Source organism: Knoellia locipacati (assembly GCF_044791685.1).
GTDB classification, from domain to species: Bacteria; Actinomycetota; Actinomycetes; order Actinomycetales; family Dermatophilaceae; genus Knoellia; species Knoellia locipacati_A.
The window spans coordinates 2,665,976-2,689,631 of record NZ_CP087730.1 but is presented as its reverse complement, the minus strand read 5'-3'; the positions used below and the strand labels follow the sequence as shown (position 1 = coordinate 2,689,631).

The window sequence follows — 23,656 nt, the reverse complement described above, 5'->3', positions numbered from 1 at the left end:
CCGAGGCTAACCTGCGACACCCTGTCGGCACCTCGTGGCACGGTGTGGCCCATGAACCCGTGGATCGCGTTGGTGGGCGGCATCGTCATCGGTGCGTTGACGGCATACCTGCTTCTCAGGCAGGCGTATGCCGTCCGCGCGGCGTCCGTGTCCACCGAGCGCGACCTGCTGCGCGAGCGGGTCGTCGACCTCGAGGCCTCGCTGGCCGAGGACCTCGAGACCGCCTCGCTGCTCGCTCCCCTGCGTGACGCGCTGGGCCGGGTCGAGCGGCAGGTCGGCGTGCTCGAGCGCGACCGGGTCGAACAGTTCGGGGCCATCCGGGCGGTCATGGGGCGCGTCGAGTCCGAGGCCCAGCACCTCGGCCGCCAGACGCAGTCGCTGGCCGGGTCGTTGCGCTCGTCCTCCGTGCGCGGCTCCTGGGGCGAGGTGCAGCTGCGCCGCGTCCTCGAGGCGTCGGGCATGCTCGCCCGCTGCGACTTCGAGGAGCAGGTGCGGGCGCGGAGCCGGCACGACCGCGAGGTGCGGCCCGACGTCGTCGTGCGGCTGCCCGGTGAGCGTTCGCTCGTCATCGACGCCAAGGCACCGATGGCGGCGTTCCTCGACGCCCAGACCGAGGACCTGCCCGACGACGAGCGCACCGAGCTCCTCCGCGACCACGCCCGCGCCCTGCGCCAGCACGTGCACGGGCTCGCGGCCAAGGACTACTGGTCGGCGTTCGACGCGACCCCCGAGATGGTGGTCTGCTTCGTCCCCAGCGATGCGATGCTCGCCGCCGCGCTCGCCGCCGATCCCGGCCTGCACGAGCGGGCGATGGCCGAGCGGGTGGTCCTCGTCGGCCCGGGTGCTCTGCTGGCGTTGCTGCGCACGGTCGCCTTCGGGTGGCAGCAGGACTCGCTGTCGAGCAGCGCGCGTGAGCTGCTGGCTCTGGGCCAGGAGCTCTACCGGCGGCTCGCCACCCTCGGGACGCACGCGGCCAAGATGGGGCGCTCGCTGCACGCCACCGTCGAGAGCTACAACCAGTTCGTCGGTGCGCTCGAGTCGCGCGTGTTCGTCACCGCCCGCCGCATGCAGGAGCTCGAGCTGGTCTCGGACGACCTGCCCGACCTCGGTCCGGTCGAGACCGGCCCGCGGGTCCTCACCGCCGTCGAGCTGCTCGAGGTCGTCGGCGCCGAGGACGAGCGCGCCGAGCTGCTCCTCGACCTCACCGTCGAGCGAGATCGGGACCGAGGCCGCGACCAGGTCGGCTGACCCCACCGACCCGCTGCCGGATGGCCGACCGACCCACCGGCTCAGTGCAGCGAGCCGGCCTCGGCGAACGAGCCGTCGTGGCGCATCTTGTCGGACATGCCCGCGGCCTTGAGGTCGCGCCGGATCTCGTTGGGCAGCGAGAACATGAGCGACTCCTCGGCGGCCACGACGGGGCGCACGTCCTCGTAGCCGCGCTCGGCGAGGTAGTCCAGGACGCCGCGCACGAGGATCTCGGGGACCGAGGCGCCCGAGGTGACGCCGACCGTGCCGACCCCGTCGAGCCAGGTCTCGTCGATCTCCTCGGCGTAGTCGACGAGGTGACCGGCACGCGACCCGTGCTCGATGGCGACCTCGACGAGGCGCACCGAGTTCGAGGAGTTGCGGGAGCCGACGACGATCATGAGGTCGCAGTCGGGCGCCATGTGCTTGACCGCGAGCTGGCGGTTCTGGGTGGCGTAGCAGATGTCGTCGCTGGGCGGGTCCTGCAGCTGGGGGAACTTCTCGCGCAGCCGGCGAACCGTCTCCATCGTCTCGTCGACGGAGAGTGTGGTCTGCGAGAGCCACACGACCTTGTCGGGGTCACGGACCTCGACGTTGTCGACGTCGTCGGGCCCGTCGACGAGGGTGATGTGCTCGGGCGCCTCACCGGCGGTGCCGACGACCTCCTCGTGGCCCTCGTGGCCGATGAGCAGGATGTCGTAGTCGTCGCTGGCGAAGCGGACGGCCTCGCGGTGCACCTTGGTGACGAGCGGGCACGTCGCGTCGATCGTCTTGAGCCCGAGCGCCTTGGCCTCCTCGTGGACCACGGGAGCGACGCCGTGTGCCGAGAAGATCACCGTCGCACCCTCGGGCACCTCGTCGGTCTCCTCGACGAAGATCGCACCACGCTTCTCGAGCGTCGTCACGACGTGCTTGTTGTGGACGATCTCCTTGCGGACGTAGACCGGCGCGCCGTAGAGGTCGAGCGCCTTCTCCACCGTGACGACGGCCCGGTCGACGCCGGCGCAGTAGCCGCGGGGCGCGGCCAGGAGGACGCGCTTGGTGGCCTGGTCAGTGGTGGCGGTCATGCCTCCCATCGTACGGGCGCACCTGAACACCCCCTGTATGCCGTCCCTCGCCCACCTCCCGCGCTGTCTGCCGTCCGCACCCCTTGCGTCCGCAACTCTGGGGGTCAGGGCGTCACCCTGCCGGACGCCACCACGTCCGCATGCCGTCCGCACCCCTTGCGTCCGCAACTCTGGGGGTCAGGACGTCACCCTGCCGGACGCAAGGGTGGCGCGTTCTCGACAAGCGTGTCGCCTCGGCAGTGTTGACTGGCCCGCATGTCCCTCCCGGAGCGCGCCGCCGACACGACGGCCGAGTCGCCGTGGCCGGTGCGGCTGCTCTCGATGAAGATCGCCGACTACGTCGAGAAGATGTCCGTGGTCTGGGTCGAGGGACAGGTCGTCCAGCTCAACCGCCGACCCGGTGCCCGCACGGCCTACCTCACCCTGCGCGACGCCGACGTCGACATGTCCCTCTCGGTCTCGATCCACGTCAACGCCCTCGACGCCATGGCGGCGCCAGTCACCGAGGGTGCACGCGTCGTCGTCCAGGCCAAGCCGTCCTTCTGGACCCAGCGCGGCACGTTGACCATGGACGGCCGCCAGATCCGCCCCGTCGGCGTGGGCGAGCTGCTCGCGCGGATCGAGTACCTCAAGCGCAACCTCGCGAGCGAAGGACTGTTCGACGCCGACCGCAAACAGGCCCTGCCGTTCCTCCCCCGGACGATCGGCCTCATCTGCGGCCGGGCCAGCGCCGCCGAGAAGGACGTCGTCGAGAACACGCGCCGCCGCTGGCCGACGGCGCGCTTCGAGATCCGCCAGGTCGCCGTGCAAGGAGCCACGGCCGTCACCGAGGTGACCGAGGCACTGACCGAGCTGGACGGCATACCTGACGTCGACGTCATCGTCATCGCGCGCGGCGGCGGCAACGTCGAGGACCTGCTCCCCTTCAGCAACGAGGCGATGCTGCGCGCGGTGGCCGCCGCTCGAACCCCGGTCGTCAGCGCCATCGGCCACGACGTCGACACGCCGCTGCTCGACCTCGTCGCCGACCACCGCGCGTCGACCCCCACCGACGCAGCCAAGGCGATCGTGCCCGACGCCGAGATGGAGCACCGAGCCGTGGACACGGCACGGGCACGGTCACGACGGGCCGTCGAGGCGCGGCTGCACCACGAGCGACGTCGACTCGTCGAGCTCCGGTCACGCCCCGTGCTCGCCGACCCGGGAGCGTTCCTGCGCGTCCAGCGCGAGGTGGTCACGGCGCTGCGGTCGCGAGCCCGCCACCGCTTCGAGGCCCAGGTCCACCGTCATCAGGACGGGATCGGCCACCTGCGCGCTCAGGTCCGCACGCTGTCTCCGCAGTCGACGCTGGACCGCGGCTACGCCATCGTCCAGCGGGTCGACGGGAGCGTGGTCCACGACCCCGGCGTGCTCGACGTCGCGGAGCTGCTCCACGTCACGGTCGCTCGCGGGGACTTCGGCGTCCGCACCGAGGGTTAGGGTGCTCGCCATGGCCAAGGACATCCCGCAGCCCGAGCCGGCCGACGCCGAGAGCGCCGCACCCGCCGACGACGCCAACGCCGACGTGGCCCAGATGAGCTACGAGGCCGCCCGCGACGAGCTCGTCGACATCGTGGCGCGCCTCGAGAACGGTCAGGTCGGCCTCGAGGACAGCATGGGACTGTGGCAGCGCGGTGAGGCGCTGGCCGCGCACTGTGCGCAGTGGCTGGACGAGGCCGAGGCCAAGCTCAGCGACTGACGTACGCCAGCTACTTGACCGGCCCGAGGTGCTCGGCGACGAACACCAGCTCCTCGAACGTCCCCGTCCCGGTGAGCAGCGTGGTGAGCTCCCCGGCGCCGGTGCGCCGGTCGACGAGGCTGTTCTGGACCTTGGCGCCGCGTTCGTACTTGACCCACGTGGTCCCGGCCGCCTGCAACTCACCGATCCGGCGAGCCCGGTTGGTCTGGGCCTCGACCCATCCGCGGGTGGCGTCGCGCGTCTGCTCCACGGCGACGTAGTTGCCCGAGGGCGCCTGGTAGCCGGCGTGCCAGGTCATGAGCCCGTCGGTGCCCTTGACGTAGCGAGCGCTGGTCGTCTTCCAGTCCTGCGGCAGGTCGACGGCCTCCGAGATGGGCCACCCGCTCTGCTCGACCACGCCGAGCGCGGTCCCGTGGACGTCGACCACCGGGCCGCCGAGGGTGTTGACCCGGGGTGTCATGAACCAGATGAGCGCCATGAGGGCGCCGATGACGGCGAGGGAACGCACCATGTTGGGGGTCGAACCCATGGAGTAGCGGCTCTTCGTCGGCGTCTGGCTCACCCCTCCATGGTCGCTGATGACCGTCGGTTTCCCCATATCGGGTCGGCGATAGAGTCGGGCGACCGCTCACCGGCTGCCGCGCCACGTCATGGAAGAAGGGTTCCTCATGCCCGATGCCCCGTCCGCGAACGTCCCCGACCGCAACCTCGCGCTCGAGCTCGTCCGGGTCACCGAGGCCGCCGCCATGGCCGGGGGCCGCTGGGTCGGCAGGGGCGACAAGAACCGGGCCGACGGCGCCGCCGTCGAGGCCATGCGCGCCCTCATCTCCACCGTCGAGATGCGTGGCACCGTCGTCATCGGCGAGGGCGAGAAGGACAACGCCCCGATGCTCTTCAACGGCGAGAAGGTCGGCGACGGCACGGGCCCCGAGGTGGACGTCGCCGTCGACCCGATCGACGGCACGACCCTCACGGCCAAGGGCATGCCCAACGCGATCGCGGTCATGGCGGTGAGCGACCGCGGCTCGATGTACGACCCGAGCGCGGTCTTCTACATGGACAAGCTCGTCGCCGGACCCGAGGTCGCCGACGTCGTCGACATCCGCCTCCCCGCCGCCGAGAACGTCCGGCGCATCGCCAGGGCCAAGAAGCAGCAGCCCGAGGACGTCACCGTCGTCATGCTCGACCGGCCGCGCCACGAGGCGCTCGCCCAGGAGGTCCGTGACAGCGGAGCGCGGATCAAGCTCATCTCGGACGGCGACGTCGCCGGCGCCATCTCGGCGGCCCGCGAGACCACGGGCATCGACCTGCTCCTCGGCGTCGGCGGCACTCCCGAGGGCATCATCACGGCCTGCGCCATCAAGTGTCTCGGCGGCGTCATCCAGGGCCGGCTGTGGCCGCAGGACGACGACGAGCGCCAGAAGGCCATCGACGCCGGTCACGACCTCGACAAGGTCCTCACCACCGACGACCTCGTGACCTCGGACAACTGCTTCTTCGTCGGCACCGGCATCACCGACGGTGAGCTGCTCCGGGGTGTGCGCTACTCCCGGGGGCGCGCGACGACGAACTCGATCGTCATGCGCAGCAAGTCGGGGACGGTGCGGGTCATCGAGAGCCACCACGTGCTCGACCGGACGGCGGGACTCCCGCAGAGCGGAGCCTGAGATGAGCAGCGCAGCCACGACCCCCGCGACGGAGGTCCTCGTCGTCGGCGAGACCCTCGTCGACATCGTGCACACGCCGGATGGGTCCGTCGCGGAGCACGTCGGCGGGTCCCCGGCCAACGTGGCGATGGGCATCGCCCGGCTCGGTCACACCACCGTGCTCGCGACGACGCTCGGCGACGACGACCACGGCCGGCGCTGCCGCGAGCAGATCAGCGACCACGGCGTGAGCATCGAGAACCTCGACGCCGGCGCCCACGGCACCTCGACCGCGGTCGCGACCCTCGACGAGTCCGGTGCGGCCGAGTACGTCTTCGACCTGCACTGGGAGCTGCGCCCGATCGAGCGACTCGACCGCTTCGGCCACGTGCACACGGGCTCGATCGCGGCGACGCTCCTGCCCGGCGCCGAGGGCATCACGCAGACCCTCACCGAGGCGCGCGAGCATGCGACGATCTCCTACGACCCCAACGTGCGCCCCTCGATCATGGGCACGGTCGACGAGGTCAGGGTCCGGGTCGAGGAGCTCATCACCCTGAGCGACGTCGTCAAGGCCAGCGAGGACGACGTCGTCTGGGTGTATGCCGGCCGGTCCCTTCCCGAGGTCATGGCCGCGTGGGGTGGGATGGGTCCCGGGCTCGTCGTCATCACCCGTGGCGGCGACGGCGTCACCTACCGGGTGAGCTCCACCGGTGAGCTCGGCGACGCCCCGGCCCGGGTCGACAAGGTCGCCGACACCGTGGGCGCCGGCGACTCGTTCATGGCCGGCCTCGTGTCCGGCCTCCTCGACGCCGGCCTGCTCGGAGACACCGAGGCACGCGAGCGGCTCCGCTCGGCGACCCTCGACACGGTCACCGGAGCCGTGGAGCGAGCGCTCGGCACGAGTGCCGTCACCGTCGGCCGCTCCGGCGCCTACGCCCCCACCCGAGAGGAGATCTGAAGGACACCATGGCTGACTTCGCCTACGAGGACCTGCTGCCGATCGGCAGTGACGACACGGCATACCGGCTCCTGACGACCGAGGGCGTCGAGGTCGTCGACGGACCCGGCGGGCGCCAGTTCCTCCAGGTCGCGCCCGAGGCGCTGCGCCTGCTCAGCGAGACCGCGATGCACGACATCGCCCACTACCTCCGCCCGGCCCACCTCCAGCAGCTGCGCACCATCCTCGACGACCCCGAGGCGAGCAACAACGACAAGTTCGTCGCGCTCGACCTGCTCAAGAACGCCAACATCGCCGCCGGCGGGGTCCTGCCGATGTGCCAGGACACCGGCACCGCGATCGTCATGGGCAAGCGCGGGCAGCACGTCCTCACCGAGGGCGTCGACGAGAAGGCCCTGTCCCAGGGCATCTACGACGCCTACACCCGGCTCAACCTGCGCTACTCGCAGATGGCGCCCGTGACGACCTGGGAGGAGAAGAACACCGGCTCCAACCTCCCCGCGCAGATCGAGCTCTACGCCGACACGGCGGCGGGGCACGAGACGGCCTACAAGTTCCTCTTCATGGCCAAGGGCGGCGGCAGCGCCAACAAGTCGTTCCTCTTCCAGGAGACCAAGGCGGTCCTCAACGAGGCGGCGATGATGCGCTTCCTCGACGAGAAGCTCCGCGGCCTGGGCACCGCGGCCTGCCCGCCCTACCACCTGGCCATCGTCATCGGTGGCACGAGCGCCGAGTTCGCGCTCAAGACAGCCAAGTACGCGAGCGCCAAGTACCTCGACACCCTCCCGACGAGCGGCGACCCGGTGACCGGCCACGGCTTCCGAGACACCGAGCTCGAGGAGCAGGTGCTGCGCCTGACCCGCGAGTTCGGCATCGGCGCCCAGTTCGGCGGCAAGTACTTCTGCCACGACGTCCGCGTCGTCCGCCTCCCCCGCCACGGCGCCTCCCTGCCCGTCGCGATCGCCGTGTCCTGCTCGGCCGACCGCCAGGTGCTCGCCAAGATCACGCCCGAGGGCGTCTTCATCGAGCAGCTCGAGACCGACCCGGCGCGCTTCCTGCCGGACACGACCCACGAGGGGCTCGAGCGCCATGACGACGAGGCCACGGGCGCCGGGTCGACCGGGCAGGGCGCCGTCGTCGAGGTCGACCTCAACCGCCCGATGGACGAGATCCTCGCCGAGCTCACCGCCTACCCGGTCAAGACCCGGCTCTCGCTCACCGGACCGCTCGTGGTCGCCCGCGACATCGCGCACGCCAAGATCAAGGAGCGCCTCGACGCGGGTGAGGAGATGCCGGACTACCTGCGCGACCACCCCGTCTACTACGCGGGCCCCGCCAAGACGCCGGCCGGTATGCCGTCCGGTTCCTTCGGTCCGACCACCGCCGGCCGGATGGACTCCTACGTCGAGCAGTTCCAGGCAGCCGGCGGGTCCAAGGTCATGCTCGCCAAGGGCAACCGCAGCAAGCAGGTCACCGACGCGTGCGCCTCCCACGGTGGCTTCTACCTCGGCTCCATCGGCGGGCCCGCCGCCCGACTCGCGCAGGACTGCATCAAGAGCGTCGAGGTGCTCGAGTACCCCGAGCTCGGCATGGAGGCGATCTGGAAGATCGAGGTGCAGGACTTCCCGGCGTTCATCGTCGTCGACGACAAGGGCAACGACTTCTTCGCCTCGGTCACCAAGCCCTTGGCCACGACCATCCCCAAGAGAGCAGGTCTGCTGTGAGCGAGAAGTCCGAGAACCCCACGGGCACAGGCGAGTTCGACGACCTGCTCCGCGCGAACCGTGCCTTCGCGGAGACCTTCGACCTCGGGGGGTTCGACGGCGTCGCGCACGCGGGCATCGCCATCGTCACCTGCATGGACTCCCGCATCGCGCCGCTGGGCATGCTCGGCCTCTCCCCCGGCGACGCGAAGATCTTCCGCAACCCGGGCGGCCGGGTGACGGCTGCCGCGCTCGAGGCACTCGTCCTCGGCGTGCACCTGCTGGGGGTCGAGCGCATCCTCGTCGTCCCGCACACCCGTTGCGCCATGACGAAGCACTCCGAGGTGGAGCTGCGTCAGGTCATCAGCGAGAAGTCGGGCACCGACGCGTCGTGGCAGGGATTCCACGTCATCGCCGACCAGGAGGCCGCCCTCCGGGCCGACGTCATGGCCGTGCGCTCGCACCCACTCATCCCCGACACCGTCGCGGTCGGCGGCTTCATCTACGACGTCGACACGGGCCTGCTCGAGCGTCACGCGTGACCCGGCACAGCGCGTATGCCGTCCAGGTCGTCGCGCTCAACGTGCACCCGGTGAAGAGCTGCGCGATCCGCCCGGTCGAGTCCGCGACCGTCGAGGCCGCGGGCTTCGCCGGTGACCGGCGGTGGATGGTCGTGGACGCCGACCACCGGCTCGTCTCGGCGCGCGAGGCCCACGGGCTCTTCTCGGTGGTGCCCGACACCGCGGAGACGAGCAGCGAGGTGGGCGGGCTGCGTCTGCGAGCACCCGGGATGGCCGACCTGCACCTCGACAGCGACGCCGACGGCGGCACGGGCCGCAACGTCGTCCCCGTCCGTCTCCACCGCCACGACCTCACCGGTGCCCTCGTGTCGCCGGACGCCGACGCGTGGGTCAGCGAGGCGGTCGGGCGCCCCGGCCTACGCCTAGTGCGCTGCGTCGACCCGAGCGCCCGGGCACTCAACCCGGAGTTCAGCCGCGAGGGCGACCACACGGCATACGCCGATGGTTATCCGGTCACCCTCGCGAGCACCCGCTCGCTCGCTCGGCTCAACTACTGGATCGCCGAGGGTGCGGTCGAGCGCGGTGAGCCGGTGCCGGAGCCGCTGCCGATGGAGCGGTTCCGGCCCAACGTCGTCGTCGACGGCGACCTGGAGCCGTTCGCCGAGGACACGTGGGGCACGGTCCGCCTCGGTGACGTGACCTTCCGGGTGGCCAAGCCGGTCGACCGGTGTGTCATGACGACGATCGACCTCGACTCCCTCGCGACGGGCAAGGAGCCGATCCGCACGCTGGCCCGGCACCGCCGCTGGGACGGCGCCACGTGGTTCGCGGTCCAGCTCATCCCCGACGGCACCGGAGAGGTGCGCGTCGGGGACGAGGTGGAGCCGGGCTGACCGGTGCCGCGCTGTCCGGTGCCCGGCGCCTCAGGTGAGTCGGGGGAGCGCCTCGGCCACCGGCGTCTCGCCGTTGTTGAAGCGGATCGTCCGCCCGGCCAGCTCGGGGTGCTCGACCACATGTGCGACGACCGCAGCGACGTCGTCACGCGTGACCTCTCCGCTGTCGAGCTCGTCGCCCACCTCGATACGTCCGGTGCCGGCCTCGTCGCGCAGGGTGCTCGGCCCGAGGACGACCCAGCGCAGGTCCGTCGACCGGAGGTGCTCGTCGGCAGCCGCCTTGGCCTCGGCGTAGGCGAAGAACGGGTTGTCCTGTGGCACACCGTGATCCGGCTTGGACCCGAAGTAGGAGACCATGACGTAGAGCGGGTCGGCGAGCGTTGCGGCAGGGTCCATCGAGCGGACCGCGGCCTCGTGGTCGACTGCGCGGGTCCTCTCGGGCGAGCCACCGCCGGCACCGGCCGACCACACGACGACCTCCGCGCCCGCGAGCGCCTCGGCCATCTGGTCGCTGCTCATGTGCTCGGCGTCGCGCACCACGGCGATGGCGCCGGTCTCCTCGACGTCTCCCGCGTGGTCGGGGTTGCGGACCCACGAGGTGACGGCGTGCCCGGCGTCGGCGAGGAGTCGGGACGCGCGCAGGGCGACCTTGCCGTGCCCGCCGATGATCGTGACGGAGGCCATCTCAGGCCACCCGCACGGTGATGGTCACGTCGATGTTGCCCCGGGTGGCCTTCGAGTACGGGCACGTCTGGTGTGCCAGCTCGACGAGCTCCTGCGCCTTGGCCTCGTCGACGCCGGGCACGACGGCCTCGAGCGCCACCGCGAGGCCCACCCCCGTCTCGGTCCTGCCAAGACTGACGCTCGCCGTCACGGTCGACTCGCTCGTGTCGATCCCCTGGGCCCGGGCGACGGTGTTGAGGGCGTTGCCGAGGCACGCCGCGTAGCCGGCGGCGAAGAGGGTCTCGGGGTTGGCCTTGGGGTTGGCCTTGCTCCCCGGCTTGCCGAGCGGCAGGTCGATGACGCCGTCCTCGCTCGTGACGGTGCCCTGACGGCCGCCCGTGGCGGTGGCGGCGGTCGTGTAGAGCGTGGTGGTGACTGCTTCATATGGCATGACGACACCCTGCCCCAGTCCGCCACGTCGGACTAGTTTGGGTGCATGACCTTTGAGACGACGTTCCCCGACGGCTTCCTCTGGGGCGCGGCGACCGCCTCCTTCCAGATCGAGGGCTCCACCACCGCCGACGGCCGGAGCCCCTCCATCTGGGACACCTTCTGCGAGGTCGACGGCAACGTCGTCAACAAGGACACCGGCGACCCGGCGTGCGACCACTACCGCCGCATGCCGCAGGACGTCGTCCTCATGAAGGAGCTCGGTCTGGACGCCTACCGCTTCTCGGTGGCCTGGCCGCGCGTCATCCCGACGGGCACCGGTGAGGTCAACCCGGCCGGGATCGACTTCTACTCGCGTCTCGTGGACACGCTGCTGGAGAACGACATCCGCCCCTTCGTCACGCTCTACCACTGGGACCTGCCCCAGGTCCTCGACGACCGCGGCGGCTGGCTCAACCGTGACATCAAGGACTGGTTCGCCGACTACACGCAGACCGTCGTCAGCCACCTGGGGGACCGCGTCACGAACTGGACGACGCTCAACGAGCCCTGGTGCTCGTCGATGCTGAGCTACTCGCTCGGCCACCACGCGCCCGGCCACACCGACCCGGTCGAAGGGCTCGTGTCGGCCCACCACCTCATGCTCGCCCACGGCACGGCCGTCCCGGTCATCCGGGAGAACTGCCCCGGGGCAGAGGTGTCGATCACGCTCAACCCCACCCAGGTCTACGGTCCCGACGACGCGACCGAGGCCGACCTCGACGCGGTGCGCCGTGCCGACAACGCCCTCAACGGCGTCTTCTTCGGGCCCCTCTTCCACGCCGCCTACCCCGAGACGCTCCTCGAGGACACCGCACACCTCACCGATCACGCCCACATCCACGACGGCGACCTCGACGTCATGAGTGCCCCGCTCGACAACCTCGGCGTCAACAACTACTTCCCCACCCGCGTGAAGCACACCGAGGGAGCGGTCCACCCGCTCCCGGGCGGCGAGGGCGTCGAGGAGACCGAGCCGCGCCCGCCGCTCACCGACATGGGCTGGGAGATCTCCCCCCGGGGCCACCACGACATCCTCATGCGCTCGGCCCAGGAGTGCGGCCTGCCCGTCTACATCACCGAGAACGGCTCGGCCTGGGCCGACGAGGTGAGCGAGGACGGCGCGGTCCACGACCCGGACCGGACGGCATACCTGCACGGACACCTCGACGCGGTGCGCCAGGCGATCGACGACGGGGCGGACATCCGCGGGTACTTCGCGTGGTCGCTCATGGACAACTTCGAGTGGGCCTACGGCTACAGCAAGCGCTTCGGCATCGTCCACGTCGACTACGACACCCAGAGGCGCACCATCAAGGACTCCGGTCATGAGTACGCGCGGATCATCGCGGCCCACCACGGCTGACCCGCGTCACGCCTGGGAAACACAGGTCACGATTTCGGCCCTACGACGGACAAAAGCGTCGTATGCCGGGTCGCGCTGGGTATGGTCAGCGCCAGTCGGTGTGGGTCGACCACGCCAACAGTCAAACAAGGAGTACCCCGTGAGCACCTCACGCCCCCGCCGGGTCGGCACCTTCGCCGCCGCGGCACTCATCTCCGTTCTCGGCCTCGCGGCCTGTGGCTCCGACGACGGTGAGGGTGACGCTGCCGCCACCAACGCGTCCGGCATCACCACCATCACGGCAGGCAAGCTCAAGGCCTGCACCCACCTGTCCTACAAGCCCTTCGAGTTCAAGGAGGGTTCCAAGGTCGTCGGCTTCGACGTCGACCTCATGGACCTCGTTGCCAAGGAGCTCGGCCTCGAGCAGGAGGTCGTCGACATCGAGTTCGCGACGATCACCTCCGGCGCTGCGTTCGCCGCGAAGAAGTGCGACGCCGGCTACGGCGCCACCACGATCAACGACGAGCGCAAGAAGGCCGTGCTCTTCTCCGACCCGTACTTCGACTCCACCGCGGCCCTGATCGTCAAGAAGGACTCGGGGATCAAGGACCTGCCTGACCTCAAGGGCAAGAAGCTCGGCGTCCAGACCGACACCACCGGCCAGGAGTTCGGCGAGAAGGAGAAGGAGGCCAACGGGTTCACCCCGGTCGTCTTCGAGGACCTCCCGACCCAGCTCGCCGGTGTCCTCTCCGGACGAGTCGAGGGCGCCATCAACGACAACGGCCCGCTCCTGGACTACGTCAAGGACAACCCCACGACCGAGGTCGTCAAGGAGTTCGACACGGGCGAGCAGTACGGCCTGATGTTCAAGCTCAACGACCCGAACGGCCAGAAGATGGCCGACAAGGCCAACGAGGTCCTCAAGGCCGCCAAGGCCGACGGCCGTTACAACGCGATCTACAAGAAGTGGTTCGGGGTCGACGCCCCGAAGTGATCCTTCCTTCGACGCCGAGGGCGGCGGTACGGTTCGACCGGACCACCGCCCTTCGGCGTCTTTGGTCACAGCACCCGTGGTCCCAGCACCCGTAGGTCGGCAGGAGAACCCATGAGCACCACCACCACGACTGACGCTCCCCCGAAGAAGAAGCTGTCACCCCGCCAGCGCTCGCAACGCATCCGGTGGGTGCAGTACGCCCTCTTGGTCGCCTTCGTCATCGCGTTCGCGCTCGGCGCGGACTGGGGCCAGATCCAGAGCGTCTTCTTCCGCTCGGACCTCGTCAAGGCCACGCTCACCGAGGGCCTGCCCAACGCCTTCAAGAACACGCTGGTCTACACCGCGGGCGCGTTCATCATCGGGCTGCTGCTGGGGACGGTGCTCGCCCTGATGCGCCTGTCCTCGGTCGGTCCCTACCGGTGGATCGCGACCGCGTGGATCGAGTTCTTCCGTGGGCTGCCGGCCATCGTCGTCTTCATCGCCTTCAGCCTGCTGCCGCTGGCCTTCGCGGGGCTGATCATCCCGTTCGATCCCTACGGCACCGTCTGGGTCGCCCTCGGTCTCGTCGCCTCCGCCTACATGGCCGAGACGATCCGGGCCGGCATCCAGGCCGTCCCGCCGGGACAGATCGAGGCAGCCCGCTCCCTCGGTATGCCGGCCGGTGTCGCCACGCGCAAGATCGTCCTGCCCCAGGCGTTCCGCATCATCACCCCGCCGCTGACCAACGAGGTCATCCTGCTCGTCAAGGACTCCTCGCTGGTCTACGTGCTCGGGCTCTCCGCGTCCGGCTACGAGCTGACGAAGTACGGCCGAGACCTCGCGAGCTCCAACGCGAACCTCACCCCCCTCGTCGTCGCCGGCTTCTGCTACCTCGTCATCACTCTCCCGCTGTCCTACCTCGTGCGACGCATGGAATCCCGCCAGAAGAAGGAGCGCTGAGCACGATGTCAGCAGCCACCACGAAGACCGCAGTCGTCGAGGTCACCGACCTGCACAAGTCGTTCGGGTCCAACCACGTCCTCCAGGGCCTCAACGCGACGATCAGCCAGGGCGAGGTCGTCTGTGTCATCGGGCCCTCGGGCTCGGGCAAGTCGACCTTCCTGCGCTGCATCAACCTGCTGGAGCAGCCCACGAGCGGGTCGATCAAGGTCGGCGGCGACGAGGTCACGGACCCCGACTGCGACATCGACGCCATCCGCCGCAACATGGGGATGGTCTTCCAGCAGTTCAACCTCTTCCCGCACCTGTCGGTGCTCGACAACTGCACCGTCGCCCAGATGACGGTGCTCAAGCGCGGCAAGGACGAGGCGGAAGCCAAGGCCCGCGAGAACCTCGAGAAGGTCGGGCTGTCCGACAAGGCCGAGGCCTTCCCGGCGCAGCTCTCCGGCGGCCAGCAGCAGCGGGTGGCCATCGCCCGCGCCCTGTCCATGGACCCCACCCTCATGCTCTTCGACGAGCCGACGTCGGCCCTCGACCCCGAGCTCGTCGGTGACGTCCTCTCGGTCATGCGCCGGCTGGCGAGCGAGGGCATGACGATGTTCGTCGTCACCCACGAGATGGCGTTCGCGCGCGAGGTCGCCGACCGCGTCATCTTCATGGACGGCGGCAACATCGTCGAGGAGGGCGCCCCCAGCCAGGTCATCGGCGAACCGCAGGAGGAGCGCACGCGCGTCTTCCTCCAGCGCGTGCTCGACCCGACGCACGTCGACCCGGGAGCCGAGGACTCGGCACACGCCCAGCGCCACCTGACCCACCGCGCAGGCGAAGGCGGGGAGATCCATCACGAGCCCCACCACTGACCACCCCCTGACTGATTGCACCAGGACCACCGCGAGAGCCCGGAAATCTGACCCCCGCGGTGTTCCTGCGGCAATCAGTCGCGGGGTGTCAGAGGGTGAGGCGTTCCTTGACGACGCTCACGAGGCGGTCGGCCACGGCCTTGGCCTCGTCGGCCGTCGCCGCCTCGACCATGACGCGGACCACCGGCTCGGTGCCGGACTTGCGCAGCAGCACCCGACCAGAGCCGTTGAGGCGCGCGGTCTCCTCGGCGACGGCGGCCTGAACCCCCTCGTCGGTCTCGACCCGGGCCTTGTCGACGCCCTTGACGTTGACGAGCTCCTGCGGGAGGCGGGTCATGACCGTGCCGAGATCGGCGATGGTGCGACCCGTCGCCGCCATGCGTGCCGCGAGCATGAGCCCGGTGAGGACGCCGTCACCGGTGGTGCCGTGCTCGAGCATGATGACGTGCCCTGACTGCTCGCCGCCGAGGGAGTGTGCGGACGCGCGCATCTCCTCGAGGACGTAGCGGTCGCCGACGCCGGTCTGCTTGACCTTGATGCCCTCGCGCTCCATCGCCCGGAGCAGGCCGAGGTTGCTCATGACCGTGGCGACGAGGGTGTCCTCGTGCAGGGCGCCGCGCGACTTCATGTCGACGGCGAGGATGCCCATGATCTGGTCACCGTCGATCTCGTTGCCCTGGGCGTCGACGGCGAGGCAGCGGTCCGCGTCGCCGTCATGGGCGATGCCGATGTCCGCGCCCTTGGCCACGACCGCGGCCTTGAGGTGGCCCAGGTGCGTGGAGCCGTAGCCGTCGTTGATGTTGAGGCCGTCGGGCTCGGTGCCGATCTCGATGACGTCGGCCCCGGCGAGGCGGAAGACCTCGGGCGAGACCGACGAGGCCGCGCCGTGAGCACCGTCGATGACGACGGTCAGACCGTCGAGGCGGTTGGGGAGGGCTTCGAGGAGGTGGGCGACGTAGCGCGCCTGGCCGGCGCGGTTCTGGTGGACCCGGCCGACCTGGGCACCCGTGGGGCGCTCCCACTCCTTGCCGAGGCCGGCCTCGATCTGGTCCTCGACCGCGTCGGGCAGCTTGTGGCCGCCGGAGGCGAAGAACTTGATGCCGTTGTCGGGCATCGCGTTGTGCGAGGCGGAGAGCATGACGCCGAAGTGGGCGTCCATGTCGGCGGTGAGGAAGGCCACCGCCGGGGTCGGGAGGACACCGACGTTGTGCACATCGACGCCCGCCGAGGCGAGCCCGGCGACGACGGCCGCTCCGAGGAACTCGCCCGATGCCCGCGGGTCGCGCCCGACGACGGCCTTGGGCCTGCGTCCCGTCTCGCGGGCCTCGCGCCCGAGCACGTGCGCAGCCGAGACGGCGAGCTGCAGGGCCAGGTCGGCGGTGATGTCGACGTTGGCGAGCCCCCGGACGCCGTCGGTCCCGAACAGTCGTGACATGCGTGTGCCGTGCCTTTCGTCGTTCATCGTGTGTGCAGCAGGGTGCGGCTTCCGCAAAGGGGCCGACGAGACAACCTATCCCCCGGACGCCGAAGGCGGCACCCCGTGAGGGATGCCGCCTTCGGTGCAGGCCGCCCGTGCGGGCGCGGCTGCGATCAGCGCTTGCTGTACTGGGGCGCCTTGCGGGCCTTCTTGAGCCCGGCCTTCTTGCGCTCGGGGACGCGGGCGTCACGGGTGAGGAAGCCGGCCTTCTTGAGCGCCGGACGGTTCAGCTCCTCGTCGACACCGTTGAGCGAGCGGGCGACGCCGAGACGGACGGCGCCGGCCTGGCCGGAGGGGCCACCACCGTGCACGCGGACGAGCACGTCGTAGGCGCCGTCGAGCTCGAGGACCTTGAGCGGCTCGTTGACGATCTGCTGGTGGACCTTGTTGGGGAAGTAGGCCTCGAGGGTGCGGCCGTTGATCTTCCACTCGCCGGTGCCGGGGACGATGCGCACGCGGGCCACGGCCTGCTTGCGGCGACCGGTCGCGGCACCGGGAGCCGAGGCGGACGGGCGACGGGCCGGCTCGGTGGCGGCGTCGGCCGAGGACTCCGAGGTGTACTCGGTGATCTCGACGTCGTCGGAGTCGGTGCCGAGGTCCTCGACCTCGATGCTGGTGTTCTCGGTCATGACTGGGCCACCTGGGTGATCTCGAAGGGCTTGGGCTGCTGGGCAGCGTGGGGGTGCTCGGAGCCGGCGTAGACCTTGAGCTTCGTCAGCTGCTGACGGCCGAGGGACGTGCGGGGAAGCATGCCGCGGATGGCCTTCTCGACGGCCTTCTCGGGGAACTTGTCGAGCATCTCGACGTAGTTGCGGCTCCGCAGACCACCCGGGAAGCCGGAGTGGCGGTAGGCCTTCTTCTGCTCCGCCTTGGCGCCGGTGAGGGCGACCTTCTCGGCGTTGATGATGATGACGAAGTCACCGGTGTCGACGTGGGGGGCGAAGATCGCCTTGTGCTTGCCGCGCAGGAGCACAGCAGCCTGGCTGGCGAGGCGGCCGAGCACGACGTCGGTGGCGTCGATGACGTGCCACTGCCGCGTGATGTCGCCCGGCTTCGGGGTGAAGGTACGCACGATGTTGCCTAACGTGTGAATGGAACGGGAGGACCTGGCGGCCTCGTCCGTGGACCAGACCTCAGGGGTATGCCGTGTGCTCCCGCCAGGGTCGAACCTCTCGGTCCTGCCTCTCGGGCCACCCTGGGAAGGGCGCACGGCACAACAGTTCTCAAGTTTACGGATCCCCGGTCCTGCACCCAAATCCAGCTCTCCGGGCGTGAAAACGTACGCTGACCTGCACAAACGGTGCTTTTCGCACCGCATGCACACATCTTGTGCAAACAGAGTGTGCACAGGTATTGTGCACGCATGCCCTCCGAACCCCCGCTCGACACCCACGGCCTGACCGGACTGCGGCTCGACGCGACCTCGCTCAAGGTCCTCGCCCACCCGCTGCGCTCACGACTCCTGTCGACGTTGCGACGCGGCGGCCCGGCGACCGCGACCGCCCTCGCCACGACGTTGGGCACGAACTCGGGCGCGACGAGCTACCACCTCCGCAAGCTCGAGTCGGTGGGCCTCGTCGCCGACACCGGCGAGGGCAAGGGCAAGCGCCGCCTCTGGCGAGCGGCGACCGAGAGCCACCAGTACGAGCCGAGCGACTTCGCCGGCGACGAGGACGCCGAGACCGCGCTCAACTGGCTCGTGCGCGACTACACGCGCCACTTCTCCGAGCAGTTCGAGAGGTGGCTCGACGTCGAGGCCGCGTGGCCGCCTGCGTGGCGCGACGCCGCGGGCATGAACGACTCCTACGTCATCGCCACCCCGGCCCAGCTCCAGGAGATGAAGGCCGAGATCGACGACGTCATCGCGCGCTACCGCCGGGTGGGCCAGGGCAACCCGGCAGCCCGACGACTGGCCGTCTACAGCGTCACCTACCCGCTCGACCTCGACCGGATCCCCCGACGTGAGGACGCATGAGCACCTCTCTCTCCCCCGACGCCGCCCGGCGCGTCTTCTACATGCTGTCCACGACCCGCTGGCTGCCCGTGGGCTTCGTCGTCGGGATCTTCGCCCTCGTCGCCCGCGAGCGCGGGCTCTCGGTCGAGGAGATCACGCTCTACATGACCGCGCAGGGGATCATGGTCCTCCTGCTCGAGCTCCCGACGAGCGGCTTCGCCGACGTCCTCGGACGCAAGCCGGTGCTGCTCGCCGCCGGGCTCGTCAACATCGTCGCCGGCTTCGCCTACCTCTTCGCCCAGTCGTTCTGGACGTTCGCTCTCGCCGCCGGCCTCATGGGGATCTACCGGGCGCTCGACTCCGGCCCGCTCGAGGCGTGGTACGTCGACACCGTCCACGAGCGCCAGCCCGGCGCCGACGTCCACGGCGCCATGTCCATCCAGGGCGTGCTCGTCGGCGTCGGCATGGGTGGTGGGGCCCTTGTCTCTGGTGCGCTCGTCGCGTGGCACCCGTTCAAGGACTCCAGCGCGCTGCTGCTGCCCGTCCAGGTGTTCGTCGCGCTGTGCGTCGTGCACCTCGTGGCGACGCTGGCCCTGCTGCGCGAGTCCCCGCGCAGCGAGGGGCACCTCGGGACCCGCCTCAGGTCCTCGCTCCGCGAGACCCCGGGCGTCATCCGCGACGGGGTGGGGCTGCTGCGCAGCAACGTGGTGCTGCGCTACCTCGTGCTCGTCGAGGTCTTCTGGGTCATCGGGATGATGGCGTACGAGACGCTCATGCCGCTGCGCCTGGCCGAGCTCCTGGGATCCGAGGCCAGAGCCGGGGTGTGGATGGGACCAGCCGCTGCCGGCGGCTGGGCCCTGTTCTCCCTCGGCTCGTGGCTGGGTGGACGGCTCGCCGACCGGCTCGGGCTCGTGCGAGCGGCGATCGTGGGCCGCATCGTCAACGGGCTCGGCGTCGTCGCCATGGGCCTGGCTCTTGGTCCGGCCGCCCTCCTCGTCGCCTACCTGTTCACCTACACGATGCACGGCGCCGCGAGCCCCGCCTACCTCGGCCTCATGCACCGGGAGGCGACCTCGAAGAACCGGGCCACGGTGCTGTCGATGAGCTCGCTGACGATGCAGGTGGGTGGGGCCCTCACCGGTCCCCTCCTCGGCCTGCTCGCCGCGCGGACCTCGATCGCCACGGCGATCGTCGTCGCCGGAGTCGTCAGCACCGCCGGTTTCGTCTGCTTCCTGCCGTCCCGTCGGCGCGAGAAGATGGCTCGGACCGATGTCGAGGACGTGGGTGCCGCTCCGTCACAGGGGTGAGGGCACGGCATACCGATCGAAGGAGCACAGCGTGCGCAAGGTCATCGTCAGCGAGATCCTGTCCCTGGACGGCCACTTCACCGGGCCGCAGGGCAACGTCATGGTGATGCCGTTCGACGCCGGCTTCAGCGAGAACAACGCCGAGCTCCTCCGCGGCGCGGGCACGGTGCTGCTGGGACGGACGAGCTACCTCGGGTTCCGCGACTACTGGCCCGGCGTCAAGGACGACCCCGACCAGCCTGAGCTCGAGCGCGAGATCTCGCGGCTCAACTGGTCGGTCGACAAGGTCGTCGTCTCGGACTCCCTCACCGACGCCGACACCGAGCCCTGGGGCGACAGCACCCGCATCGTCCCCCGCGCCCATTCACACGAGGCGGTCCGGGCGCTGCGCGCGCAGGAGGACGGTGGTGACGTCGTCGTATTCGGCAGCCACGTGCTCTGGAACGACCTCCTCGCGCACGGGCTCGTCGACGAGCTCCACCTCATGTTCGGGCCCGGCACCGTCGGCACGGGCGGCATCCCGGCCTTCGAGTCGTCCGAGCCGGCGCGCTTCCGGCTGCTCGACGTCCACCGCTGGGACGGCTCGGATCTCGTCCGCCTGAGGTATGCCGTCAGCATGGCCTGACGCGTCAACCGCAGGTGCCCGGGACCGACGTGGACGTCGGCCCCGGGCACACGGGGTGAGAGGTGGACCGGGGTCAGACGGTCACGGCGAGACGGCGCTCGTCACGGTCGTGCGGTGGGTCGCCGAGTCGTAGGCGAAGTTCGTCCTCGCCCCGTCGCTGGGCACCGTGACGGTGATGTTGGGACCGTCGAGGACCCCACCGTCGCCGTAGTTCTCCGTCCACGACCGGTCGTGGGCGACCTTGAACTGCCAGGTCCCGGCGGGGATCTTCGTCGTGGCCCAGGTGAAGACTCCGTCACCGTCCTTGTCCTGGAGCCACGGCCGCATGCACGCCGGGGCCCAGTCCTCCGGGCAGCCCAGCTCGCTCTGGAACGATCCGGCCGCGGTGACGATCTCGGTCTCCTCGTCGGACGTGGCCCAGTGGGTCGTCGGGTCGTAGAAGAACGTCACGACGCCGTCGACGGTCTCGTACGAGATGTTGCCGCCGTCGCGGATGCCCTTCTCGCCGTAGTTCTCGGTCCAGGCCCGGTCGAGCGCCGCCTTGTACGAGTACGGCCCGGGCGTGATCGTGAACTGCTTCTTCCAGATGCCGTCGGCCGGGTCGAGGGCGAGCTGCGCGTTGTCGCACCACGGCTCCCAGTCGGCCGGGCAGCCCATCTCCGAGTTGTGCGTGCCAGCGACGGCCACGGCCGTGGGCTGCGTCGCCGGCGGGTCACCGATCTCGCCCTCGACCGAGCCACCCGACTTGGGTGCCACCACCGAGGCCCACGTCCCGTCGGCCGCCACACGGCCGGCCGCGTCCCGCACGACCGCGCGGTACTCGAGGAGCGAGCCCAACGGCATACCGGCGACGTCGTGGAAGACGCGGAACGGAGCGTTGTCGTCGGTCCCGATGGTGCGCCACTGCGTCGTGCCGACCGGACGGTAGAGGAAGGTCGTCTGCGCGAAGGTGCTCGCCGAGACGTCCGCCGAGACCTCGGCACGGTCGGCGACCGTGTTGGTCGCGCCCGTCGAGAGGTCGATGGTCGGCGCGGCGCCGGTCGTGCTGATCGGCTTGTTGGCGCGCCACACGCTCACGGTCAGTGGCGGGACCGTGACCTTGACGGAGCCGTCGGCCGCCGGCTTGACCGCCGTGTCCGTGCCCGACACGGGCGTGAAGACCACGCCCTTGCCCTTGCTCCACGTCGGGAACGTCGCCTCCGACGCGGTCGTGGCGTTGTTGGCCGCGACGACGTACTCGACCTTCTGGCCCGCGTCGATGCGAGACACCGCGAAGATGCCGTCGCCCTCGGCGGCGTAGCGCTGGACCTGCGCACCGTCGGCGAGAGCCGGGTGCTTGGCGCGGTTCATCGAGAGGTCGCGGATGTGCTCGTAGAGCGGGTGGTCGGTGGCGTAGCGGTCGCGCGAACCCTCGGGCCCGGCGAGCACGTCCTCGGTGTTGTAGATGTCGACCTTGCTCGCGAACATGTCCTCCCGGGCGAGCTGGTCACCTCCGGTGCCGATGAAGCCCTGCTCGTCGCCGTAGTAGGTCACCGGGTTGCCGCGCGTCGCGAACATCAGCGACTCGGCGAACTTCACCCGCGCGAGGTGCTCGGCCTCGTTCTTCGAGTCGGCCTTGAGGAACATCGCGACGCGGCCCATGTCGTGGTTCCCGAGGAACGTCGGCAGCTGGTAGGCGTTGCTGTCGGGGTCGGTGTACCAGTCGTCCTTGGCGAAGAAGTCGGCAAGGACGTTCGCCGGCTTGCCCTTGGCGAAGTCGACACCCTGCTGCTGGAAGCCGAAGTCGAGGGTGGCCTGGAGCTTGCCGCGTGTCGTGTACTCGGACATGACCGCGGGGTTGCCGTCGTAGACCTCACCGAACGCGAAGAAGTCCTCGTTCTTCTTGGCCGCGTGGCCGAGCAGGTCGGGCATGAACTTCTGCCAGAACTCGAGGTTGACGTGCTTGACGGTGTCGATGCGGAAGCCGTCGATGCCGAGATCGACCCAAGCCTTGTAGATCTCGCCCATCCCGTCGACGACCTCGGGGCGCTCGGTGAACAGATCGTCGAGGCCGATGAAGTCGCCGTAGGTCGCCGACTCGCCGGCGAAGGTCGAGTCGCCGCGGTTGTGGTACATCAGCGGGTCGTTGAGCCAGGACGGGGTCTTCGCGTCCTCGTCGCCCTCGTGGAAGAACGGCGTGTAGGGGAAGGACGTCGCCGGGTCCATCTCCGGGAAGGTCTCGTTGACGTAGTGGCGGTCGTCGAACTCCTCACCGGAGGCGTCCTTGTAGGGGAAGTTCTTCTTGGAGCGGTAGGTGTACTGCTGCTCCTCGTAGTCGATGACGTCGGCGGTGTGGTTGGTGATGATGTCGAAGAAGACCTTCATCCCCTTCTTGTGCGCCGCCGCGATGAGCGCCTTCATCTCCTCGTTGGTGCCGAGGTGCGGGTCGATCTGGGTGAAGTCGGTGATCCAGTAGCCGTGGTAGCCGGCGCTCTCCTCGCCCGCCTTGCCCTGCACCGGCTTGTTCTTGAAGCTCGGCGTCAGCCAGATGGCCGTCGTGCCCATGCCCTTGATGTAGTCGAGCTTGTCCATGACGCCCTTGAGGTCGCCACCGTGGTAGAAGCCCTTGTGCGTCGGGTCGAACCCGGTCGTCAGCGGCCCGCCGGTCAGGCCACCGCGGTCGTTGTCGGTGCGACCGTTGGCGAACCGGTCGGCCATGAGGAAGTAGAAGCGCTCACGGGTGAGCGGCGAGCGCAGCGAGCTCTGGGCCAGGCCCGCGTCAGCGGACGTCGTGCCGCCGGAGAGGTTCTGCGGGGTGAGGCTGACGACGTGCGTCTCGTGGTCGTACGTGAACTCCAGCGTCGCCGGGCCCTCGAGGACGAGCGGGATGTTGGGCCCGTCGAGCACTCCCCCGGCGCCGTAGTTGACGGCCCACGAGTCGCCCAGCGCCACCTTGTACTCGTACGTGCCGGCGGGGATCGTGAACGTCTTGCGGTATGCCGTCGTGTCACCGACCTGGGTCAGCTCCGACGCGACGCACTCGGGCTGCCAGTCGGCGGAGCAGCCGACCTCGGACTGCAGCGAGCCGACGAGGGCGACGGACACGGTCTCGGCCGACGCGGGGAGCGAGGCCCCCACGACCGGCGAGAGGGCGACTGCGGCACCGGCGGCGAGGGCCAGCAGGCGGCGTGGAATGGGCATCGTTGCTCCTCCGAGGTCCCCGCGTCGCCTCCGTTGGCCCCGCGGA

The 23,656-nt window shown here is 70.0% G+C and carries 23 protein-coding genes; 15 read left to right on the top strand and 8 right to left on the bottom strand.

What is annotated here, in order from left to right:
- The first annotated feature begins 51 nt into the window (after positions 1-51).
- Positions 52-1,248, top strand: coding sequence for a DNA recombination protein RmuC (locus LL946_RS12560; RefSeq protein WP_404381122.1), 1,197 nt, complete (start codon positions 52-54; stop codon positions 1,246-1,248).
- A 41-nt stretch (positions 1,249-1,289) separates the two neighbouring features.
- Here LL946_RS12560 and LL946_RS12555 read toward each other — a convergent pair whose 3' ends face one another.
- Complete coding sequence (locus LL946_RS12555) at positions 1,290-2,315, bottom strand: 4-hydroxy-3-methylbut-2-enyl diphosphate reductase (RefSeq protein WP_404381120.1); 1,026 nt, start codon at positions 2,313-2,315, stop codon at positions 1,290-1,292.
- A gap of 255 nt (positions 2,316-2,570) precedes the next feature.
- On the opposite strand from LL946_RS12555, the gene xseA reads away from it, so the two are divergent.
- Positions 2,571-3,794 (top strand): exodeoxyribonuclease VII large subunit, encoded by a 1,224-nt coding sequence (gene xseA / locus LL946_RS12550; protein ID WP_404381118.1) that lies wholly within the window; start codon positions 2,571-2,573, stop codon positions 3,792-3,794.
- A 10-nt stretch (positions 3,795-3,804) separates the two neighbouring features.
- Positions 3,805-4,053, top strand: a complete 249-nt coding sequence (locus tag LL946_RS12545; protein WP_404381116.1) for an exodeoxyribonuclease VII small subunit — start codon at positions 3,805-3,807, stop codon at positions 4,051-4,053.
- 10 nt (positions 4,054-4,063) lie between these two features.
- Here the strand turns inward: LL946_RS12545 and LL946_RS12540 are convergent, their stop codons facing one another.
- On the bottom strand, positions 4,064-4,615 hold the full coding sequence (locus tag LL946_RS12540) for a DUF4245 domain-containing protein (RefSeq protein ID WP_404381114.1): 552 nt from the start codon (positions 4,613-4,615) through the stop codon (positions 4,064-4,066).
- Between the two features lie 106 nt (positions 4,616-4,721).
- On the opposite strand from LL946_RS12540, the gene glpX reads away from it, so the two are divergent.
- From glpX to LL946_RS12515, 5 genes are read left to right on the top strand one after another with little or no spacing between them, the layout of a single operon-like run.
- Positions 4,722-5,720 carry a class II fructose-bisphosphatase gene (gene glpX / locus LL946_RS12535; protein WP_404381112.1) on the top strand — a complete coding sequence of 333 codons (999 nt, stop codon included), beginning with the start codon at positions 4,722-4,724 and terminating at the stop codon, positions 5,718-5,720.
- A 1-nt stretch (position 5,721) separates the two neighbouring features.
- Positions 5,722-6,660, top strand: coding sequence for a carbohydrate kinase (locus LL946_RS12530; RefSeq protein ID WP_404381110.1), 939 nt, complete (start codon positions 5,722-5,724; stop codon positions 6,658-6,660).
- Positions 6,661-6,668: 8 nt separating this feature from the next.
- Complete coding sequence (locus LL946_RS12525; protein WP_404381108.1) at positions 6,669-8,384, top strand: fumarate hydratase; 1,716 nt, start codon at positions 6,669-6,671, stop codon at positions 8,382-8,384.
- On the top strand, positions 8,381-8,905 hold the full coding sequence (locus LL946_RS12520; RefSeq protein ID WP_404381106.1) for a beta-class carbonic anhydrase: 525 nt from the start codon (positions 8,381-8,383) through the stop codon (positions 8,903-8,905). Before LL946_RS12525 ends, LL946_RS12520 begins: the two co-directional genes overlap by 4 nt.
- Positions 8,902-9,777: an MOSC domain-containing protein gene (locus LL946_RS12515; RefSeq protein WP_404381104.1), complete on the top strand. Its 876-nt coding sequence runs from the start codon at positions 8,902-8,904 to the stop codon at positions 9,775-9,777. The genes LL946_RS12520 and LL946_RS12515 overlap by 4 nt, the downstream gene beginning before the upstream one ends.
- Positions 9,778-9,807: 30 nt before the next feature.
- On the opposite strand, the gene LL946_RS12510 is transcribed toward LL946_RS12515, so the two are convergent.
- Positions 9,808-10,461 carry an NAD(P)H-binding protein gene (locus tag LL946_RS12510; protein ID WP_404381102.1) on the bottom strand — a complete coding sequence of 218 codons (654 nt, stop codon included), beginning with the start codon at positions 10,459-10,461 and terminating at the stop codon, positions 9,808-9,810.
- Between the two features lies 1 nt (position 10,462).
- On the bottom strand, positions 10,463-10,891 hold the full coding sequence (locus LL946_RS12505; RefSeq protein WP_404381100.1) for an Ohr family peroxiredoxin: 429 nt from the start codon (positions 10,889-10,891) through the stop codon (positions 10,463-10,465).
- 45 nt (positions 10,892-10,936) lie between these two features.
- Here LL946_RS12505 and LL946_RS12500 point away from each other — a divergent pair, with 45 nt between their 5' ends.
- From LL946_RS12500 to LL946_RS12485, 4 genes are all read left to right on the top strand, one after another.
- Positions 10,937-12,295: a GH1 family beta-glucosidase gene (locus LL946_RS12500; protein WP_404381098.1), complete on the top strand. Its 1,359-nt coding sequence runs from the start codon at positions 10,937-10,939 to the stop codon at positions 12,293-12,295.
- 139 nt (positions 12,296-12,434) lie between these two features.
- Entirely contained in the window at positions 12,435-13,268 is an 834-nt protein-coding gene (locus tag LL946_RS12495) for a transporter substrate-binding domain-containing protein (protein WP_404381096.1), read from the top strand.
- Between the two features lie 111 nt (positions 13,269-13,379).
- A complete protein-coding gene (locus tag LL946_RS12490) occupies positions 13,380-14,207 on the top strand; it encodes an amino acid ABC transporter permease (RefSeq protein ID WP_404381094.1) in 828 nt (275 codons plus the stop codon).
- 5 nt (positions 14,208-14,212) lie between these two features.
- The gene (locus LL946_RS12485; protein WP_404381092.1) at positions 14,213-15,067 is read left to right on the top strand and encodes an amino acid ABC transporter ATP-binding protein; all 855 of its coding nucleotides are present in this window, start codon (positions 14,213-14,215) and stop codon (positions 15,065-15,067) included.
- Between the two features lie 88 nt (positions 15,068-15,155).
- On the opposite strand, the gene glmM is transcribed toward LL946_RS12485, so the two are convergent.
- The 3 genes from glmM to rplM form a co-directional block, all read right to left on the bottom strand.
- Positions 15,156-16,502: a phosphoglucosamine mutase gene (gene glmM / locus LL946_RS12480; protein WP_404381090.1), complete on the bottom strand. Its 1,347-nt coding sequence runs from the start codon at positions 16,500-16,502 to the stop codon at positions 15,156-15,158.
- A 155-nt stretch (positions 16,503-16,657) separates the two neighbouring features.
- Positions 16,658-17,173, bottom strand: coding sequence for a 30S ribosomal protein S9 (rpsI, locus tag LL946_RS12475; protein WP_404381088.1), 516 nt, complete (start codon positions 17,171-17,173; stop codon positions 16,658-16,660).
- Positions 17,170-17,616: a 50S ribosomal protein L13 gene (gene rplM / locus LL946_RS12470; RefSeq protein WP_404381086.1), complete on the bottom strand. Its 447-nt coding sequence runs from the start codon at positions 17,614-17,616 to the stop codon at positions 17,170-17,172. Before rplM ends, rpsI begins: the two co-directional genes overlap by 4 nt.
- 291 nt (positions 17,617-17,907) lie before the next feature.
- Between rplM and LL946_RS12465 the strand changes: the two genes are divergently transcribed.
- From LL946_RS12465 to LL946_RS12455, 3 genes are read left to right on the top strand one after another with little or no spacing between them, the layout of a single operon-like run.
- A complete protein-coding gene (locus tag LL946_RS12465) occupies positions 17,908-18,519 on the top strand; it encodes a winged helix-turn-helix domain-containing protein (protein WP_404381084.1) in 612 nt (203 codons plus the stop codon).
- Positions 18,516-19,805 carry an MFS transporter gene (locus LL946_RS12460; RefSeq protein ID WP_404381082.1) on the top strand — a complete coding sequence of 430 codons (1,290 nt, stop codon included), beginning with the start codon at positions 18,516-18,518 and terminating at the stop codon, positions 19,803-19,805. Before LL946_RS12465 ends, LL946_RS12460 begins: the two co-directional genes overlap by 4 nt.
- 31 nt (positions 19,806-19,836) lie before the next feature.
- Complete coding sequence (locus LL946_RS12455; RefSeq protein ID WP_404381080.1) at positions 19,837-20,430, top strand: dihydrofolate reductase family protein; 594 nt, start codon at positions 19,837-19,839, stop codon at positions 20,428-20,430.
- An 81-nt stretch (positions 20,431-20,511) separates the two neighbouring features.
- Here the strand turns inward: LL946_RS12455 and LL946_RS12450 are convergent, their stop codons facing one another.
- A complete protein-coding gene (locus LL946_RS12450; RefSeq protein WP_404381078.1) occupies positions 20,512-23,610 on the bottom strand; it encodes an alpha-amylase family glycosyl hydrolase in 3,099 nt (1,032 codons plus the stop codon).
- Positions 23,611-23,656: the final 46 nt, after the last annotated feature.